The 21,403-nt window shown below is 62.3% G+C and carries 9 protein-coding genes; 6 read left to right on the forward strand and 3 right to left on the reverse strand.

The window, feature by feature from the left end:
- Positions 1-237 precede the first annotated feature (237 nt).
- Positions 238-1,355 (forward strand): IS3 family transposase gene (locus G6N67_RS31515; RefSeq protein WP_110798722.1). Its coding sequence is split into 2 segments (ribosomal slippage): positions 238-505 and positions 505-1,355, totalling 1,119 coding nucleotides; the frame shifts between segments, so codons are not numbered across the junction.
- 187 nt (positions 1,356-1,542) lie between these two features.
- On the opposite strand, the gene G6N67_RS31520 is transcribed toward G6N67_RS31515, so the two are convergent.
- From G6N67_RS31520 to G6N67_RS31530, 3 genes are all read right to left on the reverse strand, one after another.
- Entirely contained in the window at positions 1,543-4,725 is a 3,183-nt protein-coding gene (locus G6N67_RS31520; RefSeq protein ID WP_036442122.1) for a DEAD/DEAH box helicase, read from the reverse strand.
- Between the two features lie 183 nt (positions 4,726-4,908).
- Positions 4,909-5,964: a DUF3800 domain-containing protein gene (locus tag G6N67_RS31525; protein WP_131524861.1), complete on the reverse strand. Its 1,056-nt coding sequence runs from the start codon at positions 5,962-5,964 to the stop codon at positions 4,909-4,911.
- An 18-nt stretch (positions 5,965-5,982) separates the two neighbouring features.
- On the reverse strand, positions 5,983-7,122 hold the full coding sequence (locus G6N67_RS31530; RefSeq protein WP_036442126.1) for a type II toxin-antitoxin system HicA family toxin: 1,140 nt from the start codon (positions 7,120-7,122) through the stop codon (positions 5,983-5,985).
- 166 nt (positions 7,123-7,288) lie between these two features.
- Here G6N67_RS31530 and drmD point away from each other — a divergent pair, with 166 nt between their 5' ends.
- Genes drmD through drmC form a run of 5 tightly spaced genes read left to right on the forward strand, consistent with a single transcriptional unit; the run spans position 7,289 to position 21,299 of the window.
- A complete protein-coding gene (gene drmD / locus G6N67_RS31535; protein WP_235684076.1) occupies positions 7,289-10,768 on the forward strand; it encodes a DISARM system SNF2-like helicase DrmD in 3,480 nt (1,159 codons plus the stop codon).
- On the forward strand, positions 10,768-14,841 hold the full coding sequence (locus G6N67_RS31540) for an Eco57I restriction-modification methylase domain-containing protein (RefSeq protein ID WP_036442128.1): 4,074 nt from the start codon (positions 10,768-10,770) through the stop codon (positions 14,839-14,841). Before drmD ends, G6N67_RS31540 begins: the two co-directional genes overlap by 1 nt.
- Positions 14,841-18,554, forward strand: a complete 3,714-nt coding sequence (drmA, locus tag G6N67_RS31545) for a DISARM system helicase DrmA (protein ID WP_036442130.1) — start codon at positions 14,841-14,843, stop codon at positions 18,552-18,554. Before G6N67_RS31540 ends, drmA begins: the two co-directional genes overlap by 1 nt.
- Positions 18,554-20,605 carry an MrfA Zn-binding domain-containing protein gene (gene drmB / locus G6N67_RS31550; RefSeq protein WP_036442132.1) on the forward strand — a complete coding sequence of 684 codons (2,052 nt, stop codon included), beginning with the start codon at positions 18,554-18,556 and terminating at the stop codon, positions 20,603-20,605. Before drmA ends, drmB begins: the two co-directional genes overlap by 1 nt.
- On the forward strand, positions 20,595-21,299 hold the full coding sequence (drmC, locus tag G6N67_RS31555; RefSeq protein ID WP_036442134.1) for a DISARM system phospholipase D-like protein DrmC: 705 nt from the start codon (positions 20,595-20,597) through the stop codon (positions 21,297-21,299). Before drmB ends, drmC begins: the two co-directional genes overlap by 11 nt.
- Positions 21,300-21,403: the final 104 nt, after the last annotated feature.

A 21,403-nucleotide genomic window follows, 5' to 3' on the forward strand; every position in this document is an offset into this window, starting at 1 on the left:
TCAAGGTGCGCTGCCATGTGTATTCCCCCCGGAAACTAGTTGACATTCTCGCGATCAGGATAAGTCCAAACGACAGCTTCTGCAGGCAAGTCGTGATTATTAAGCTGACGGCGATTGATCGGCTCCATGTTCGACTGGCTCCGCAGCGGTAACGTCCTGGCCTGACCCCGATCGGTTGATCCATGGCTTATGAGAGTCTTGCGGCCCACGTTGTGGGCAGGAAGGCTCGACAAGATCATGGCGACGAGGAAACGGCACAGTCCGGAGCAGATTGTGCGCAAGCTGATGGCTGCTGACCGGCTGTTGGCCGAGGGCAAGGACACCGCGGCGGTCTGCCGCGAACTGGGTGTGTCCGAGGCCACCTATCACCGGTGGCGCAACCAGTTCGGCGGCCTGAAGGCCGAGGACGCCAAACGGCTCAAGGACCTCGAACGCGAGAACGCCGCCCTCAAACGGCTGTTGGCCGACGCGGAGCTGGAGAAGGACGCGCTGCGGGAGATCGCCAAGGGAAACTTCTAGGCCCGGAACGCCGGCGGGCTGCCGTTCGTCACCTTCAGCGCGTGCTGGGGGTCAGCGAGCGGTTCGCTTGCCGCGTCACCGGGCAACACCGCGCCACCCAACGCCACGAACCCACGTCGGCGACACCAGAGGATCCCGACGCCGCCTTACGGGACTGGCTGCGCAGCTACGCCAAGAAACACCCCCGGCGGGGATTCCGGCCGGCCTACCACGACGCCCGCGGTGAAGGCTGGGTGATCAATCACAAAAAGATCCAACGGCTTTGGCGCGAGGAAGGGCTAAGGGTTCCGCAGCGGCGCAAACGAAAGCGGCACGGCACATCCACCGCCGCACCGGAGGTCGTCGCCGATGCACCCGATCGGGTGTGGGCAGTGGACTTCCAGTTCGACGTGACCACCGACGGGCGGCCGATCAAGATCGTGTCGATCATCGACGAGCACACCCGCGAATGCCTCGGCGACATGGTCGAGCGCAGCATCACTGGCGATCACCTCATCGACGAGCTCGACCGCGTGGCGGCCGAACGCGGGACCTATCCCGCGGTGCTTCGGTGCGATAACGGGCCCGAATTAGCTTGTGGTGCAATGGCCGACTGGGCCGATGGACAAGTCGGGTTGCACTTCATCCCACCCGGCGAACCCTGGCGAAACGGTTACGTCGAATCGTTCAACTCCCGCATCCGCGACGAATGCCTCAACATCAACAGCTTCTGGTCGCTGGCCCAGGCCCGCGTGGTCATCGGCGACTGGAAGCGCGACTACAACCACCACCGCCGACACTCATCGCTGGGCTACCTACCCCCAGCCCGCTATGCTGCCGCCTGTACCCACCGATGAACGACTCTCGTTCGCCGTGGACCAGTTCACGGGGTCCGGTCAGTCCCAGTGTCGAATTAGGTTCGGGGTGAAACGCGATGCCCAGCCGGGAGTCAGGTAGTTATGGACCGTCACCCGTCCGGTCCGGCCATGAGAGTGCCGGACGAAATCCAGCAAGACTTGAAAGCGCCAGATCTGTCCAGATCGGTCAGGTGGAGCAGTAGACGCCAAAAGTACCTTTGGTCACCGCTCTGACGTAGGACTCGGCGCCCGCGAGTAGTCGCATCTGCTCGTCTGTGCTCGCCGCGATGCTTAGGCCTGGTTGGGCGATGATGGTCGCGAATCTGATGAACAGCAGCGGTGCACGTTCCTGAATACGCAGCAGCGCTTCTCGATCACCGACTTCGTAGGCGGTTTGTCCTGTTCGCACCAGGTAGTTTCGCGCGCGCCGATCGATGTGGTTGATCAGTGGCATCGCGCCATGGTCTCGCCACCGAGCACCACGGGTGGCTTGACCGCATACTTCGTAGAGGTCGGCGAGACGGCCGCCAGGGTTGGATTGGGATGAGTACTTGCAGTGCACCAGTGTGACAACCAGATACCCTCCGTCGATCCGAAGGCCCACCAGATCAGCTGCCTCACCTGCGCGGTCGTCGTCGATGAGAACATCGAATGCCTGATGGTCCTGCAGGTATCGAGACATGTAGGCCTGCACGGAGTCTTGGCGACGGTTGACACCTTGGGACTCCACCGTGATATCGACTCCATCGGCAACCCACGGCAGCGGCGATAAATTGTCGCGATTGTAGGGCGGCAGCTCAGTGCGCGGTTCGAGCAGCCGATCGTCGCCGGTGATAAGTCGGTCGCCGCTGAGGAACAGCGTCGGCTTGTGGTTGTTGAACCATGTCGACAGCGGGATTGCCGATCCGCGGCTCTCGACCTCGACCTCTGCGCCGACGGCCCGGTAGTGCAGACCCGTGTCACCCACCACGGCGGTATACGGAACATCCCACAGCGGCGTTACTACCGAAAATTGGAACGGCCCAGCGGTCGAGTAATCGTCGATACGGAAGTCGACATCGGTGATTAAGAATCTCTTGCTGTCGTAGACCGCGTGCTGTGCGGTGCCGGTTCCGAGATACAGGTTCCATGGCCACTCCACAGCCAGCAACGGGTGCTGGGGACGCTCGGTCACTGCCATCGGGATGATCATCTCGCGAAATAAGGAGCGCAAATCGACTGATGCGTCGAGCAATTTGGTGCCTTGGTGCCGACACCAGTCCCGCCATTGGGAAAGTCCCGGTGCGGTACGCATCGACCAGAAGCGGCCCGACAGCGCGGCGGCGATCGTCACCCGTTCGCCGTTCTCGAACGCTTTCGCGGCGATGTGCGTGTTGGTCTTGTGGTTGCGTTCAGCCTCATTCAGTGCGGTCTCCACATCGCTGCCGACATGCATGGAGAAACGCTTGTCGCGGTCGCGTGAATCGAGCAACCCGACGTTGGTGGGTATCAGGCGATCGAGCTGCGCAAAGATGCGGAAGGTATCCATTCCACGGATCATCGTCGGCTCTTCGCCAAGTACCGCTTCGGCCAGCTGGTCATACTTGCGGTCAGTATCGGAGCCGTGGATGAACAGCAAACCGAGACTGTTGTCGAAATACATGGCAACCAAGTCGTATGAAACGGTCTGCAATCCAGGCACCTCGCCCCATCTGAGGTCGCTGACCGCTTCGATCACGAACCATGCGACGTTGTCGACCGAGCTCACGCTGATGACGCCTTCTAGGACGGTTTCGCCGTATACGTCCAGCGCTGCATCAGGATTCCATTCGGTCGCATAGGTTCGGTAAGCCACTGCGCTCATTTTCGGCTCCACCAAACCGACGGGCACCTCCGAAGGTGTCGTTGAAAAGGATTGATCGAACTCGCTAACCTCTTCAGCTCTTGCGATCGCGCGGTCGGTGACGTCGCTGAGCACCTTGTCCCAGTCGGGATCTTCCCTCAGCAGCTTCCGCAGCGGCGAGAATTGAGTCGCGGGGTCTCGGGAGACGAATACGCTGGCCGGGCCGATCGGTGTCGTAGATTGAGTTCTCGCCAGCCGGCCGACGAGCTGTATGACTGGTCCGAGGGACCTGCGGTTGTCGTGGAAGGCAGCAATTTTCAGGTTAGGCAGGTCGAATCCCTCGCCGAGCATGTCGACGCAGACGATCAGATGGCATCGACGATCGGAGAGCGCAGTGAGCGCTTCTGCCTTTCGGCGTGAGCTGAGGCCGTCATGCAATAACTGTGGTTCAGCTTCGGGCGCCATCGATTGGTACATGGCGAAGATCTCTTCGGCGCGCACTCTTGTCGCGGCGCGCGCAAGCAAGATGTGATCGAGACCTGCCTCGCGGTCCCTCGTCAGTCGGGCGATCGCTGCAGCGGCGAGGTCGCGGTCGGGGTCCCCGATGGCGACAATGGAGGCGAACTCTATGCGACTGAAGTAGCCGTCGTTCTGGGCCTCACGCAGCGGGAATCGCGAAATGACGCGCCCGGGTAGTGAGCGTCCGTCCGAGCGGAACGGTGTCGCGGTGAACAGTAAGACTGGGCGTGTATCGAACTGGCGGATGATGGCTGTCCACGTCGTCGCGGGCGCATGGTGAGCTTCGTCGACCACAAGGTGGGTGAACCCGGCGAGCAGCGCGGCACGCGCATCAGGATGGCCCGCATGTAGGGCATTGGGCGTTGCCACCACGACGTTGCATCGATCGATGAAGGTTGAAGCCTCACCAGGGTCGGCGAATCCGTGCTCGAGTCGGCCGACGCAGGGCCGCTGTGCCGTTGGCGATACGATGCCTTCACGCTGCAAAATCCCTAGCGATTCGAACTTGCCTGCGATCTGATTACGCAAAGCAGTGGAGGGTACGATCACCAACAGCTTGGGCGGGCGAGTAGCCACCATCCACGCCAGCATCGTCTCGGTTTTCCCAGTGCCGGTGGGCATTACGACGATGGCGGGCTCGCTCAAACCTGAGGACTGGTATCCGACGATTGAATGCAGTGCAGCGATCTGTGGACGCCGCAAGCTGCCAGGCTCATCGTGCGGGGTGAATCCGATTGCTTGCCTATATGTCTCAAGCACCAAATCGGGATTCAGCTGCTCGCGATTGCCGCTCCAGCTGATGCGAAACGTTGATCGATTGATGGTAGGAAGGACCGCGACGAGATGCTCTACAGGCCCGCCGATAGCGCCACGATTCGCCGGCCATCGACCGTAGCAACCATGGACACTGAGGTCGCCAGCGTCGTCAGAGACGGTTAGCTCTTCGCATTCAGGGACGAGCAGTTGACGAATTATGTTGCCGCCGATATTGATTTGCTCGGCCCAGACATTGGCTGTGCTAATTGTCATTGAGTCCACCTGGAGACGGATCGGCACTACCGCGTCTATACGCCGTCAGATTGGCGGTTCGGCCTCGGATAGTCGCTGCCGTTCTTCTGTCTTCTCGGATCCGCAGGCGTTGTGCGTACGCTCGGACAGCTTTTCGTGGCCGATGCGCTTTCCACCGGGCCGCTGTTGGGTCGAGGTCAAGTATCACCTCAACGTCCGCCCGTACAACTGGATCCAACTTGGAACGTCCGCCCACATTGAATCGGCCAGTAAGTATGGACGGATGAGCTCGGCGTCCTGATCCGAAAGTGTTCGGTCAAGAGCGCTTCGAGCTGCCCAGGCACCCACTCCTGCCACAAGATCAGCCACTTGCACGCGCGCATCGGTGTTCGAATCCAATTGCTGCAGTGAGGTGATTGGAGGCGAAATACCCATGTTCGGCCATCTGGCGGTGGATATCGCCAGTATGTCCTTGACCGCGAGAGGAATCAGCGCAGCGTATCGATCGTGAACGATCTCAATCGGGACGTGGTGCACTTGATGCCAGGCTTTGGCCGTGCTGACGATCGCGGGAACGATCGGTTCCAGCGTGCCCATGCTGGCGATCGGGCCGTCCGGCCTGTAGTCAGCGAGGTGATGCCTACCCTGCCACAGGCTTTGCATGATGGCGGTTACATTGCGACGCGAATTCCGAAGTCGAAGATCATCGATCACCTGAAGAAGCTCAGCTTCGGTCGTTTTCAGTCCCACCCGCTGTTTGCGACGAACAAACGACACGAACGCACCGAGCAGCTGTTGCCAACGGCTTTCGCCGAACGCGCGGGGCCCTTCCTGCATCAGGGTCTGCGCCATTCTGTAGGCCGCGCCAGTCGAGTAGATGTCAATGCCGTTCGCGTAGGCGTCTTCCTCGATGACCAGGTCAATGACCTTGGCTGCCGCCATGTACCACTTGTCGATTACCAGAAACTTCGCCCTGCCTGACAGCGGTCCACCGGGGCTGAACATGCTCAGGAGCGCGGAACGTCGCCGCGCATCTTGCAGCAGTTTTGTTGATTTGAGTTCGGGGCCCTGGTATTTGACAGTTTCTCGAAGATCATTGATGAACTGCGACGCGACTACCGAATCAAGATCTGTGCTTCCATGAGCGAAGACTCTTGAGGATCCCTCAATGAGATTCTCTCCGTCAGAGCCGGATTCGTCACAGGCGATCTGGATGGCTCGTTGAGTATCGGCACCGACGGATGCGATCTGTCTGTCCATTGCTCAGCCTTGCACTGCCTAGAATTCGAGATCCATCAGGCGCACACCCAACGCATGCGCGATCGATTTCAGTACGGGTGGAGAGAGTGACTCGCGGTTCGCAGGGATGGTAAGTGCTTGCTTCTCGGCATGCTTAAGTCGTATATGTGAGCCCTTTCCTCTGCCAGGATCGACTTTCCATCCTTGATTCTCAAGTCGCTGTATGGCTCTTCTGCTGCTTACGGAGGGGAGCGCACGCGTATGGCCGATCCACGGCAAGATCGGTTCCTTGCCTCTCGGCACGAGCACATGGGTGATGCGCTGGCAGTCGAACAGGCCACGGCAGAGGTGCGGGGCCAGACTCCACTCATCGGCCGCGCGCCTGGGGTCCGCAGATGCTTCATGCAGTTGGCTCATCAGCTCGCGTTGCGCCCGGTCGAACTTTCGATCGCTGAAGTACCGGGCCGCTTCGCGGTAGCTTGGCGGAAGGGTCTGAAACCACTCGGGAAGCATCGCTAGCGTCGCTTCACGCACCAGCTTGGGAACGCCTCGGCGGTACAGACTCTCCGTCTTGAACCGGCGATACATCTCGGCGCACGCAAGGGCCTCTTCGAGCACGTCGTCAGATCCTTGCTGAATGAGTGGGATGTACACCTCCTTCGAGTAGGGGAGGTAGCGCCGGGTGCGCTCGACCATTTCGAATCGGATCGCCAGCGATTCGATCTTGTGGTGGTACGCCTCGTGGAGGTAGAGCACCGACATTGCTGCACGAGACGCACCGGCGAGATTCTCGCGCACCTCGCGTTCGGGCTCGGGCAGTCGATTGACGATTGCGGCGGCAACGTCGAAGACGGCCGTCTCTCGGATGTAGATCGCGGAGCCAAGGCCGAAATAGTGGATCGGTGTATACCAGGCGAGGGCATCCAGCACATCGGGCGGTGGCACCAGGAAGCCGCTGCTCGCCCGCTGTTGGATTTCGTCGTAGGCGTTTGGTCGCCCTGGCGCCCGGTCAAGTGACGCACCCAGGTCCGAGTCTTTTGGGTGAATCTGAGTCCAGTCCGGCTCGTACGCGTCGGCGTCGTCTGGGTCGCCAGGCCACGGGCCGTCGCTGTCGAGGTCCACGAGGTCCATCTCGACGAGCGTGTCGACTACCTCATGCAGTGAGAGCGGGTCAGCCACGAGGGAATATTGCCATACTCGTTAAAAATTGCTGGCGCGCCACGGCGGCCGAAGAAATCCGACCAATGTCCGAGATCCCCGGCTACCGTGGTGATGCGTGGGGGAGACACCGCGGGAAGAAGCTGACCATCTGTCGCCTGGTCAACGCGCAACAATCCGTCGAGCGGTGCAACAAGCGGTCGATGAACACGGCATCGAATGGGCAATGCGCAACACCTGCGCCCAGCTCGAAGCTAAGTACGGCATCTCTTACGACACCATCGAGTACCTGCTCCATGACGAGTTGCCGGCGGCGTTGCCCGAGGAGCTGCTGACTTCGGGTCAGCGGAACAAGATCCGACGGGATTTCATTGCTGCGACCTCCAATACCGACCCCACCCGCAGAGACACCGCCGCAGCCGAGGTGATCAAGCGGTCCGCCGAGCACTTCGGAGTGTCCGAAGACACCATCCGCGCCGTTGTCGGTATCGACGGCGATACTGTTCGGCCAACGCCACCACCCGGAGGACCACCTGTGCCTGTAGCTGCCCCGTCCCTGCCCGAGCCCGGTCAGGTTGTTGAGGTGCGCGGTTCGACGTGGGCGGTCGCCAACGTTCAAGCCCAGGGTCTACCCCTCAGCCCAGCTGACGACGCAGCCGCGAAACTAGATCACGTCGTCGACCTGCAGTCACTCGACGAGGATCGCCTCGGTGAACAGCTGTCGGTGATCTGGGAGCTGGAGGTCGGCAAGACCGTCACCCCGCCGCAGGGCTTGCCCGAGCACATCAACCCAGAGGGCTTCGACGATCCTGTCACCTTGGCCGGCTTCATCGACGCGATGCGCTGGGGCGCGGTCACTTCAGCAGATCCGAACCGCTACCAGGCGCCGTTCTGGTCGGGGGTCACGGTGGAGGCATACCAGCTCGAACCACTGCGTCGGGCGTTGACCAGCCCGCGGACCAACCTGCTTCTGGCCGATGACGTCGGATTGGGCAAGACCATTGAGGCCGGCCTGGTCGTGCAGGAACTGTTCCTGCGGCATCGTGCCCGCACGGCAGTGATCGTGTGCCCGCCAAGCTTGGCGTTGAAGTGGCAGGACGAGATGCGGGACAAGTTCGGCCTGCAGTTCGTCATCGTCAACAGTGAACTGATGGCCGAGGTGCGCCGTACCCACGGCCTGCACGCCAACCCCTTCCAGCTGTATCCACGGGTGATCGTGTCAATGGCGTGGCTGCCGCAGGTGCGCTGCCAGCGCTTGCTGCGCGACGTCTACGCCCAGGCCAAGAACCCCAAGCTGGGCAAGCGGTTCACCTTCGACGTACTTATCGTCGATGAGGCCCACCACGTCGCTCCGTCGAGCCCCTCGGCCATCCACGGCGGACGCGGCTATTCGGTGGACACCCAACGAACCATTGCGGTGCGCCAGCTCGCCGACACGTGCGAGCACCGCCTGTTCTTGAGCGCCACGCCGCACAACGGCTACCCGGAGTCGTTTACCGCGCTCATGGAGATGATCGACCCCCGCCGGTTCTCCCGCGGCGCGCTCCTGGATTCCACCGCGCTCAAGGACGTGACGGTACGCCGCCTCAAGCGTGACCTCACGGGGAAAGGGTTCAAGGACCGCGAGGTCAAGATTCTCGACTTCACGCCCGAGGACAGCGAACAGGAGATGTTCTCGCTTCTCGATGACATCGTCACCCGCAGCGCCAAGCAGAACGGCACCAAACCTGGCGGTGACATCGTCACGATGCTGCTCAAGAAGCGGTTCCTGTCCAGCCCGTTCGCCTTCGGGATGACGATCAACCACTACCGCGACGCGCGCGCCGGACGGGGGTTACGCGCAGACGAGTACGACGACATCTTCGGAGAAGGCCAGGCCGACGAGGAAGAAGGTCTCTGGGAGCACGACGAGGCCGAGCGACTGCGCGAGTCCAAGGCCTCCGATCCACTCAGCGCCGCCGAACCCGGTCAGCTGGAGAAACTCGCCGACTGGGGCTTGAGTTACGAAAGTCGGCCCGACTCGCGCGTAGACCGACTGCTCACCTTTCTCGACGCGGTTTGCCGGCCCGACGGCACCCACTGGACCAATGAGCGGGTCGTGGTGTTCACCGAATACGCCCACACGCTCGGCTGGCTGCAACGAGTACTCACTCAGCGCGGCTACGCCGACCGGCTGGCCGTCATCGAGGGTGCAACCCCTACCGAGGACCGCGAGTACATCCGGTCGCAGTTCACTGCCGACCCGACCGAGGAACCAGTGCGGGTGCTGCTGGCCACCGATGCCGCTGGCGAGGGCATCGATCTGCAGAACCACTGCCACCGGTTGGTGAACTTCGACATCCCCTTCAACCCGTCGAGACTCGAACAGCGAATTGGCCGCATAGACCGTTACGGGCAGACCGAAACACCCGAGGTGTTTCACTTCGTACCCGACGACAACTCCTCCACCTACGCCGCCGACGCGAATTTCATGGCCCGCATCGCTCGCAAGATTGCCCAGGTCGAGGTGGACCTGGGATCTGCCAACCAGGTGATCGGTGACGAGATCCAGGAGCATTTTGCCCGCCGAAAACCCGCCAAACGCAAAGCCAAGGGCCTCGACGGCAATCAGGTGATCCAGGAAGCCTTGGCCGGCGGCATCGAACTCAACACCCGCCTCACCGAGCTGGAACGTGGCTACGACGCCTCACGTGCAGATCTGCACCTGGAACCGCAGAACCTGCGCCGCGTGGTCGACACCGCGCTTCGGATCAACCACCAGCTTCCGCTGGAACCGGTCGGCGACACCGACACCGACGCCGAGGTGTTCGCGATGCCACCGTTGAGCCCCGCCTGGCAGGACACCCTCAGAGGCTTAGCTACCCGGCTGAAACCTGATGTGCTGCGCCCGATTACATTCGATCCGACCGCGGCTGAAGGACGCGCCGACCTGGTGTACGTCCACCTGGGACATCCGATCGTGCAGAAAGCGCAACGTCTACTGCGCCGTTCGCTGTGGAGTGTGGATTCCACCCTGAACAGAGCTACCGCGGTGGTGATCGACGATATGGCTGAATCGTTCGTCGCGGCAGTGACCCGCATGGTGCTCGTCGGTCGCGGTGGAGTGCGGCTGCACGAGGAGGTCTTTCTTGTTGGCGTTCGCCTACGAGGCCGCCGTGCGATGGCCGAGGCGAAGGCCGAACACGCCCTTGATCATGCCCTGGACGGGGAGCGTCTGACGCTGGCCAGCCGCCGGGTCCGCGACGAGCTTTGTGAGATCTGGAATGCGGCGGACGCGCCGCTGCGCGCTCGGCTGGACGAGTCTATGCACGCTCGCGCCGACCGACGACACGCCCAGGTGCTGGAGCAGCTGGACAAACGCCGGGCCGCCGACATCCAGCGGGCGCGTGACATCTTCTCGGCATTCCGGACCAACCTGCGGGAATCACTAACTCTGTTGCGTAGCAAGGAATCCGAAGCTGAGACGATGTTGTGGGCCGACGAGCAGCAGAAGCAATGGCGCCGCGACATCGACTCGATGGAGCGTCGTCTCGACGAACTCGACGACGAGGAGGCCCGCGAGATCGCGGCTATCGCCGACCGCTACGCCGACGTCAAACCCCACACCACCGCTGCCGCTGTGGTGTTCGCCCTCACTCCTGAGGATGCGAAAGGAGGGTTGCGCTGATGGCGCCCCGCACACCCCGGCAACGTTCAACACCGAGTGCTTCAGAACTGCACCGCGCGTGGCTCGAACTCGTCGACACCGATGGCCCATTCCTGGCCATCGCCCCGCTCAAGCGGGTTTGGCCTCAGGGCATGCCAGCTTTGGATAACACTTGCAAAGAGGCACTGCTCAACGCCCGCAAGGACTTCGAAGCCGCATGGGAGACGGCAGACCGAGTTATCGGCGACGCCGGCACGACCGATGACGCGTACCGCATCGCCCGCGACAAATGGGTCGAAACCGTATTGCGCGATGTCGTCGGCTGGGCTGAATCCCTGTCCTGGGGACCCGTCGCCGGCGTCACCGCTCAGTCACCCAACCGTGCCGTCACCGTCGGCGTCGAGGCAGCCCTGCTGAACCCCGACGGCGATATCGGCGCCCTGGTGTCGGTGATCGACCCTGTCGACTCGTTGCGTCAGGTCCCCAGTGACCTGTGGGCGGCCACTCCGGTGGACCGAATGGAAGCGCTTTTGCGCAACAACGACATTCCGATCGGCATCGTCACCGACGGACGCTGGTGGGCGCTGGTGTGCGCACGCACGGGCGCCATGACCGCCTCCGGAATCGTCGACGCGCTCACCTGGGTGGAGGAACCGCGCACCCGCGACGCGTTCCTGACACTGACCTCGCGTCAGCACATCATCGGCGGCAAGGAAGACGAGCGGCTACCGATGCTGTTCGAAGAATCCGTGGCTGCCGCCGAAGAAATCACCGAAGCCCTCGGCGCGCAGGTGCGACGCGCGGTCGAGCTGCTCATCCAGTCGTTCTCCGAATCGGCACGCGACGCTCAACAACGCGGCGAGCCCGATCCGCTACCCGCCGACACCCACCAAAGCTATGAAGCTGCGGTGACGATCATGATGAGGATCGTGTTCCTACTGTTCGCCGAAGAACGCGGACTGCTGCCGTCGGGGGAGTTGTTCGAGCAAGGGTACGGCATTTCGCGCGAACTGGACCGGCTGCAAGCACGCGAGGCTGAGGAAAGCGAGGAGGCCCTCGATGCCACCTCGCTGACGTGGCATCGATTGCTCGCTACGAGTCAGGCGCTCTACGGTGGTGCGTCCTTCGAGAACATGCGGGTACCCGCCTACGGTGGTTCTCTCTTTGACCCCGACCGATTCCCGTTCCTGACCGCACTCACCGCGCACGGAACCTTGGCCATCTCAGTATCCGACCGAGTGATGCTGCACGCACTGCGGTCGGTCCAGCAGGCAGTCCTCAAAGGTAGCGAGGTACGCCGGATTTCTTTCCGCGACATCGACGTCGAGCAGATCGGGTACATCTACGAAGGCCTGCTGGGCTACACCGCCGTCACAGTCGGTGAGACCTATCTCGGCCTGCAAGGTACCCGCGGCGAAGAACCGGAGATCTCGCTGCCTGAGCTGGAACGGCTTGCAGCGGCTAACACTGCGCCGAAAAAGTTGGCCGAGGCAGTCCGCGCACACATCGAACGCGATCAACCCTCGGCCAAACCCAAGTCGGCTGCCGCAATCGCCAAGGACATTGGCGCCCAGACAGAACCGAGTGTGATCAGCGCCTTGGCTCAGGCGGTCGGCGACGACACCGATTTACGTGAACGCGTGTTGCCGTGGCTGGGCATCATGCGGCAGGACCTCCGAGGCCGACCATTCGTGGTACTCAATGGCGGGCTGATGGTCAAGGAAACGCCGTCCCGCAAGAACGCCGGCGCGCACTATACCCCCAAGTCGCTCGCCCGAGAGGTAGTCCTGCACGCGCTGCAGCCGCTGTGTTACTCACCCGGTCCATATCAGACTGCTGACGAATCTCAGTGGCGGCTCAAGTCTTCCGATGACTTGCTAGGTTTGAAGGTCGCTGACATCGCCTGCGGCTCAGGTGCGTTCCTTGTTTCAGCGGCTAGCTATCTGGCCGACCGGGTGGTGGAAGCGTGGACCGCTGAGGATCCCGCCAACGCCCACCGCAGTGATCTGCACCGCCGCGCAATCCGCGAGGTCGTCGCGAACTGTCTCTACGGCGCCGACATCAATGACATGGCCGTCGAGATGTGTAAGCTCTCGCTCTGGCTCGTATCGCTGGACCGCGACCTACCCTTCTCCTTCGTCGACGACAAGATCTTCCTCGGCAACTCACTGCTCGGCATCACCAGCCTGGACCAGCTCCGCAAGCTGCATATTGATCCCTCGCGCGTCCCGGCAGGGGAGATGTTCGACATCTTCGATGTTGATATCGACGCAATCATCCACAAGGCGGCGGAACTTCGACGAAAGCTTGCGTCCGAGATCGACGAGAACGATCCAGCCCGCAACAGTGCGGCAAAACGCCGCCAACTGACCCAATTGCGCGACGTGACAGCTGAATTGCGCAAGGTCGCCGACGGAATCGTCGCAGCCGGGTTGCCGCTCGGCGGGAAACCGGGCCGGATCCGCGACGAGGCATACGAAAATCTGCGCATCGCTGTTAAAGCTGCCCACCCCGAATCAGGTGAGGCTGATTCCACCATGCTCGACTCGATCATCGACGTTGGTCTCACTCCGACCGTTGCGACCGACTACCGACGTTGGCAGCCAAATCACTGGATCATCGAAGCGCCCGATGTGATGGTGGCGCGCGGCGGCTTCGACGCCATCATCGGCAACCCACCCTTCCTTGGTGGGAAGAAGATTTCTGGCGCAATGGGCTCAGATGTTCGTGAATGGCTCGTAAACGTGGTTGCTAACGGAGCCACTGGCAATGCCGACCAGGTCGCGTACTTCTTTCTGCGTGCACAATCGTTGCTCGCCCTTTGCGGGACTGTTGGGCTTATTGCCACGAACACAATCGCGCAGGGCGACACTCGGGGGGTCGGGCTCGACCAGATGGTGGCATGTGGGTTCACCATCACCCGTGCAGTCCAGAGCCAGCCATGGCCAGTAGCAAGCGCCGCCCTTGAGTACGCCGGGGTGTGGGGTTCCATCGGGCGGGTCAGAGACGAGGTGCCGCGTATCAGTGACGGCGCACCGGTTAAACGGATATCCGCTCTTCTCGAGCCCAGTGGCCGGGTCGAAGGCAACCCTGTTCGGCTTGATGCAAATGTCAATCTGGCGTTTCAAGGCTGCGTTGTTGTCGGACTGGGCTTCGTCGTTGAACCTGGGGAAGCGCAGGAATGGATTGACATGGATCTGTGTAACGCAGAAGTGCTCTTCCCCTACCTAAACGGTGAGGATCTTAACTCCCGTCCTGATTGCTCTGCGTCCCGTTGGGTGATCGACTTCAACGACGCATCACTGGCGGTGGCGTCACAATGGAAGATTCCGTTCCAACGCGTTGAGTCCCTCGTCTATCCTGAGCGCCAGAAGGTGAATAGGAAGGCCCACCGAGAACGGTGGTGGCAGTACGGCGATAAGCGGCCCGCGTTGCGAAAGGCGATTGCTGACCTCGACGAGGTACTCGCGATCGCGCGGATCAGCAAAACGGCAATGCCGGTGCGCGTTCCGACACACCAAGTCTTCAACGAAAAGGTCGTGGTGTTTGCGACCGATTCATATGCACTGCAGGCCGTGCTCTCATCGTCGCTTCACCAAACATGGTCTATCAAGTACGGGACCACGCTGCGAACGGACCTCCAGTACACGCCTTCGGATGTGTTCGAAACGTATCCACGGCCAGTGCCGACTGGTCGGCTCAAACAGATCGGTGGCGCGCTTGACGGAGAGCGCCGTCAGATCATGCTTCGCCGCGATCTCGGCTTGACCAAGCTCTACAACCTCATCAACGATCCAAGTATCACCGACAGTTCTGACCCGAATGTCGCGCGAATGCGCGCTATTCACGTCGAGCTCGACGAAGCGGTGATGGACGCGTATGACTGGTCCGACATTCAGCTCGGCCACGGCTTCCATACCTATCGGCAGATGCAGCGCTGGACGGTTAGCCCCGCGGCACGGGTGGAGATTCTCGATCGGTTGTTGGAAGAAAACCACCGCCGGGCCGCCGAGGAAGCAAAGCTGACACCGCAAACGAAAAGCAAAGGCCGTCGCGGCAAGAGCGCACCAGATGAGCAAGGGACACTGCTGTAATGACCAGCGCGACTGAGAAAGCGAAGGAACCGCCCTCGTCCTACGAGCTGACCTTCGAGCCCGACGGCTCGTCGTTCACGGTTCGACAGAACTTGGTCGACATCCTGGAGCGCGAGCTGCTCGGCCCGATCCATGGCCCCGATGAGTTGTTGCCCTTCAGCCCACGCTCCCAATACTTGGTCGGATACATTGCGCCAGTGCGGCTCACCGGCGCCACCGCCGGTAACGGTGACGCAGCCGAAGGCGCCGAGCGTGGCGATCTGGCCGAGGCTCGCGCTGACGCGAATGCCGCAGCTGAGGGACGGGGTATACCTGCTTTTGCCGCTGACGATGGTGAGGCCGATGCTGCCGATGATGATGCAGAGGACCGGGCTCCCAAGCAGGGGTTGATGATTCCTTCGTCGATGGGTCTGCGGTTTCAAGTACCGCCAGATTTGGAGGCGTTCACGGTCACGGCGTCGTGGGGAACCTACGAGTCGGTGCAGACCGACAAAGTCACCAAGGCAGGCCGTCCGATCCGCCACTTCCAACGGATTCCGGTCGAAGAGCCCCGCACCATTCGCCTAGCCGATCTCGCCGCTGGGCAGACGACGACGATCCCGTTGCGCGACACCATCTGTCTTCGGGTCGACCGCTACGACGATGCGACGTACGGACGGGTGCTCATCGAAATCGCGTTGTGCAACGACCGCGAGACGCCGATGCCGATCCCGATCGGCATGTGGATGTTCCAAACCAAGCTCCACATCGACGCCAGGGGAGCGGCGGTGTTCCTCCCGGTGTGCGATGTGCTCGAACAGGATCTGCCGGAGCACGATCCCGAGGTTCAGCGCCTGAACCTGCAATACCGCAACCGGCTTGAGTATGCGATCGGTCGGACCTGCTCGGTGGACTGGACGGTAAAAAGGGGCTCGCGCAGTGCCACCGCGGTGTGGACCACATGGCTGCCAGTCGCCGAAACCCCGCAGACCCAGGCGCGCGACGTCGAGAACGCGCTGCTGTCTATGGATGCGCTGGCGACGTCGACCGCAGAACAGGTCCGTGCCGGGCTCCAGCCACTGGTCACCGGCTACGGGGACTGGCTCGAAACCCAGGAAACAGCGACCACGCAGCTTCCGCTGCATCTGCGTGATACTGCCGACCTGGCAATGGTGGAAGCCCGCCGAGCCCACAAGCGACTGCAAGCGGGCTTGGAACACGTCGTGGCTGATCCTGAAGCGCTGCGTTGCTTTCAGTTCATGAACGCCGTGATGCGCGATCAACGCATCGCCTCCCAGGTGGCCGCGCTGCGAGCATCGGATCCTGCACTGTCCATCGCCGGTGCACAACAGAAGGTGGCGGAGGCGGGTGCGAAGGCGGCATCCTGGCGCCCCTTCCAGCTGGCGTTCATTCTGATGCAACTCGGCTCCCTAACGGACCCGACATCGCCGCTGCGCAGCGCCGCGCACTTAGCACAAGTCGAGTTGTTGTTCTTCCCGACCGGTGGCGGCAAAACCGAGGCCTATCTCGGACTGGCCGCCTACACCTTCGCGATCCGCCGTCGCCAAGGCCTCGTCGATTCCACCGACGGCCCGCTGGACGGCAGCGACGGCGTCGCCGTGCTGATGCGCTACACGCTACGGCTGCTGACGGCCCAGCAGTTCCAGCGAGCCACCGCACTGGTGTGCGCGGCCGAGCTCGCGCGTCAAGCTGACGAAACCACCTGGGGCAGTGAACCGTTCCGTATCGGGCTATGGGTCGGTACCGACGTAAGCCCTAAACGCTTCGAAGAAGCCGACGAACAGCTGACCAAGGCCAACGAATACGGGTCGCATCGGCTGACCGTGCTCCAGGTCCAGCGCTGCCCTTGGTGTGGTACCCCGATCACCGCGGCACAGGTCAAGGCTGACGCCACAGCCCGGCGGGTGTTCGTCTACTGCGGTGATGACCTCGCGCGCTGCCCGTTCTCAAAGGGCGGACAGGTCAGCGAGGGGTTGCCGATTCTGACCGTGGACGAGGAGATCTACCGGCTGACACCGGCATTCGTCATCGCCACCGTCGACAAGTTCGCCCGCCTGGCCCGTGAAGGCGAAGCCGCAGCATTATTTGGCTACGTCGGACGGCGCTGCGGTCGCCACGGCTACGTCCACCCCGACTATGCGGCGTGCAACATCTCCACCGCGCACCCGGCCGTGGCCGGATATCCCGCAGCCACCGTGCACCCGGTGAACCGGCTACGCCCCCCGGATCTGATCATCCAAGACGAACTGCACCTGATTACCGGGGCGCTGGGCACCTCCGTTGGCCTGTTCGAGGTTGCGGTGGAGACCCTGGCCTCTTGGGAACAGCCCGACGGCAAGCCAGTGCGGCCACTGATTGTCGCGTCCACGGCCACCGTCCGCAACGCGCAGGAGCAGGTGCGTGGCCTGTACGGGCGACGCCTGGAGATCTTTCCCCCCCAAGTGCTCGACGTCGCCGACACTTACTTCTCCCGTGAAATTCCGATTGCCAAGACAACGCCCGGTCGCCGCTACATCGGAGTAAGCGCGCAAGGAGTCCGGCTAGCCAGCGCCGAGATTCGCGTCTCGGAGGTATTGCTCTCCGCCGGGCAACTGCTCTTGGACCGCAGCGGCATCGCCGCGGACCCCTACCTGACGGTCGTTGGATACTTTAATGCCACCCGCGAGCTGGCGGGCATGACACGCTACATGGGCGACGACGTGCAGAATCGAATCAAGCGCCCCCGTAAAGACTCCGGATTCCCACCCCGACACGGGGCCGCGTTCGGACTTCTGAACACCGGTGAACTCACCGCCCGGATCGCGTCGTCAGAGATCGGCCGCACCCTGGACCGGTTGGGCTTGGAGTTCGACCCTGACTATGACACCACCGACGCCTTCCAGGCTCGAATGGCAGCACAGCGCGAAGGCAAGAAGGTGCTTACCCGCAAGGAGGCGCCGTTCGACGTGGTGCTGGCCACCTCGATGCTGCAGGTCGGTGTCGACGTGCAGCGGCTCGGGCTGATGCTCGTCGTCGGCCAGCCCAAGAACACCGCCGAGTACATTCAGGCGTCCTCTCGCGTCGGCCGCGACGCTTCCCGTCCTGGTTTGGTTGTGACGCTGGGCAATTGGGCTCGCCCCCGCGATCTGGCGCATTACGAACAGTTCCGCCACTACCACGAGACGTTCTACTCCCAGGTCGAAGCGTTGTCGGTGACGCCCTACTCGCCGACGTCGCTGGATCGAGGCTTGGACGGGTTGTTGGTCAGTGTGGCGCGAGTCGTGCAGGCGCCTCTCGATGACGGCCTCTCCCAAGAGCGCGGAGCCTGGCGGATCAAGGAACATCGGGACGTGGTCGAGCGCGTCGCCGAACGACTCAAAGCCCGCATCTCGGCTGCGGCGCAGGATGACGCCAGAGTGAAGTATGCCAGCGACCGGTTAATCAACCGCATCGATCGATGGGCCGATCGCGCCAACCGCGCGAGCGACATGCACCGGACGCTGGTGTACGAGCGCACTGGGGAGGGGGACAAGTACCTGCCGTTGCTGATGAGCCCCGAGAACGCCAAAGCCGGTGTCGGGTCATCGAATCAGGCGCCCTTCGTCGTCGCGAACTCGATGCGGGAAGTGCAACCGGAGATCAACATCCTAGTCAGCCCGATCCCAGAGCGGCTGTTCGCGCACGTACCCGACGGAGCACCACGATGGACCCTGCCAGTGGGGGATGAGTCCTGATGACCGACACCACGCCCGAAGAAGTGATGCTGCACGATCCAGGGGAGGCGCTCGACCCGTTGGCCGACGCAGAAGACGCAGTGGTCAAAAACCGCGCCAAGGTTGGCTCGTCACGGCCGTCGTCGCTGCTATACACCTACGGGCCGGGCGCGATCATGGATCTGCCCGGTTTCTCGGTGATGCCCGCAGGGTTGGACGACTGGGAGCCCATCTGGAAACGGCGCGAGAAGATTCCGGCGATCATCGAGCCTCGGCTCCTCAACGTGATTCGGATGCACCTTGGTCCGCAGCTCGAGGCGCTACGCCCCTATCCGTGGCAGCCGAAACAGAACTCGTTCGCCAAAGAGGGCGCCGACTTAGGCATCCCCGCACGAGTATTCCCGCAATGGCTGCGATGCACGGGCTGCGATTACCTCGGCCCGCTGACGCGGTTCAGTTACATCAACACCCATCCCTTCCGCCCAGACCTCGCGCAATTCACACATAAGGGATGCCCGGGCCGCGGCGCGCAACGCGGTGGTACGAAGACTGGGAAGCGGGAGAGCCCCGCGGTACCCGCACAGCATCTGTTGACATGCACCAACGGACACGTCGACGAGTTTCCGTACGAACTGTGGGTGCATCGCGGCCGGCGATGCCCCAAGGCGGAGCGACCGGACCTGAAGATGCGTGATGCCAACGTCGGCAAGAGCGTTGGATCGATGATCGCGTGCACGCAATGCGGGGCAACCCGCGGCATGGCAGAGGCACAGGGCTCGGTGGGCCGCGACAAGCTGCCGCAAACCTGCCGGGGACGACATCCGCACTTGAATGCTTTCGATAAAGAGTGCAACGCGCGGCCGACGCTGATCATGATGGGTGCCTCGAACCTGTGGTTCGCCTCGACGCAATCGATCATCGTCATGCCACGCACCGACGCCGAAAAGGCCGAAGCCCTCGGCGACCTCCTTCGGCTGGAACTCGGCATCGAAACCATCAAGCAGTTCGCTGGACAAGTCGACGTTGTGCGCGCGATGGCAGGTATGAAAGATATTGACCTGAGCGGTGTTTCGAATGAGAGCCTCGCGACCGCGGTTGCCGACGCGCTGACGCCGCCGGAGTCCGACGAGGAGCGCAAGAAGAAGCGCGACGACTGGGATCCCGTAGAACTCCTGATCCCCGAATGGCAATACCTGCAGAAGCCGGCGCTGTTCCCCTCTCAGAAGAACACCACGGGGCTGATGGTGACCGACATGGCCCGCAGCCCCGAGCTTCCCACACAGATCAGCCGCGTCGTCGCGGTCAACCAGATGAAGAAGGTCAATGCCTTCATCGGTTTCACCCGTCTCGATGAGATGGATCGAGTCAACGACCTGCCTGGTCGACTGGTCAAGCTCACCCGCAACGGCAAGCCGACATGGGTGCCCGCGACAGAGGACCGCGGCGAAGGAATATTCCTGCAACTCAGCCTCGATGCCATCGAAGACTGGGAGAACATCGTCTACACCACGCCGCTGTGGGCGGCGCATCAGACGGCTAACCGACGTAACTTCGCCCGACGCTTCTCTGAGACCGCCAAAGCTGTGGACCCCGACACCCGGCTACCTGCACCGCGATACTGGTTGCTGCACACCCTGTCTCACGTTCTGATCCGCGAGATGGCGATGTCGTGTGGCTACGGTGCGGCCAGCTTGACCGAGCGGATCTACGGGTGGCCGGCCTCCGCGCACCGCGAGGGTGCTGCCGGATTGTTGATCTGTACCACGGCCTCAGATAGCGAAGGCACCCTCGGCGGACTCGTCGCGCTCTCAGAGCCCTCTCGACTGCAGGGGCTGGTGATCTCGGCGCTTCGCCGGGCTGCTCGGTGCTCGTCGGACCCTGTGTGCGCCATGCGCACTCCGAGTGACCCGGAGGACTTTCTGCACGGGGCGGCTTGCCACTGCTGCACGTTCGCATCGGAGACATCGTGCGAAAGGGCGAATCGATTCCTCGACCGCCGGTTTCTGCTCACATTGCCCAGCGCGCACGGCAAGCCGGTGCCGGGGTTCTTCGGGAGCCCTGATGTCCGATGACCCGCTGAAACAACTGGGGGAGTACCTGACCGCAACCGAAGCGGAAAGCTTGGCAGTGCTCATCGACGCGGGCGAGCACACCGCACACGCACTCGCATCAGTAAGCCACGCCCGGCGCGACCGAGCCGCAAATCTGTTGAATTCAGCGGGAATTGGACACACTGAGCCTGCCATCTCGGTGGCGGTGCTCCGCGGGATCGCAGGTGCAAAGTCTGCGCACCGCGACCTCACTCCGGTCTGGACGATGCCCGGAAACGAAGCCACGACCGGACATCTGACCAATCAGTTTCACGATGTCGTCGCCGCGGCTCGTATTTCGGTGACGTGTGCGACCTATAACTTCTCATCGACATCGAGCATGTGGGACGCACTCCAGAAAGCATCCGAGGAGCCCGAGGTGGTTGTGTGTGTCTACGTCGACGCAGGCAAGGGCGACCCTGGCGGCGTCAAGGCACGGCTCCCGCGGGCAACCGTGTACCGCTCAGCCAACTTGCCGAATGGACAGCCGATCGTCAGCCATACCAAGTTCATTGTCGTCGACCATGAGATCGTTCTGCTGACAAGTGCAAACTTCTCGTACAACGCTGAGAATCGAAACATCGAGTTCGGTCTGCTGATTCACGACAGCGGCCTGGCAGCGTCGATCGAGTCAACTATGGCCAGCAAGCGGGGGAGCTTGTACGAGTTGGTGTAACGCGCCGTTCAATAGATCGGTAGCAATCGGGAACGCAATCATATTGGAAGCCAGACCTTTGCCGAGGTGGTGCACTCCGCGGGCAAGGTGTCCAACCGCCTAGC

This window comes from Mycolicibacterium mageritense, from assembly GCF_010727475.1.
GTDB classification, from domain to species: Bacteria; Actinomycetota; Actinomycetes; order Mycobacteriales; family Mycobacteriaceae; genus Mycobacterium; species Mycobacterium mageritense.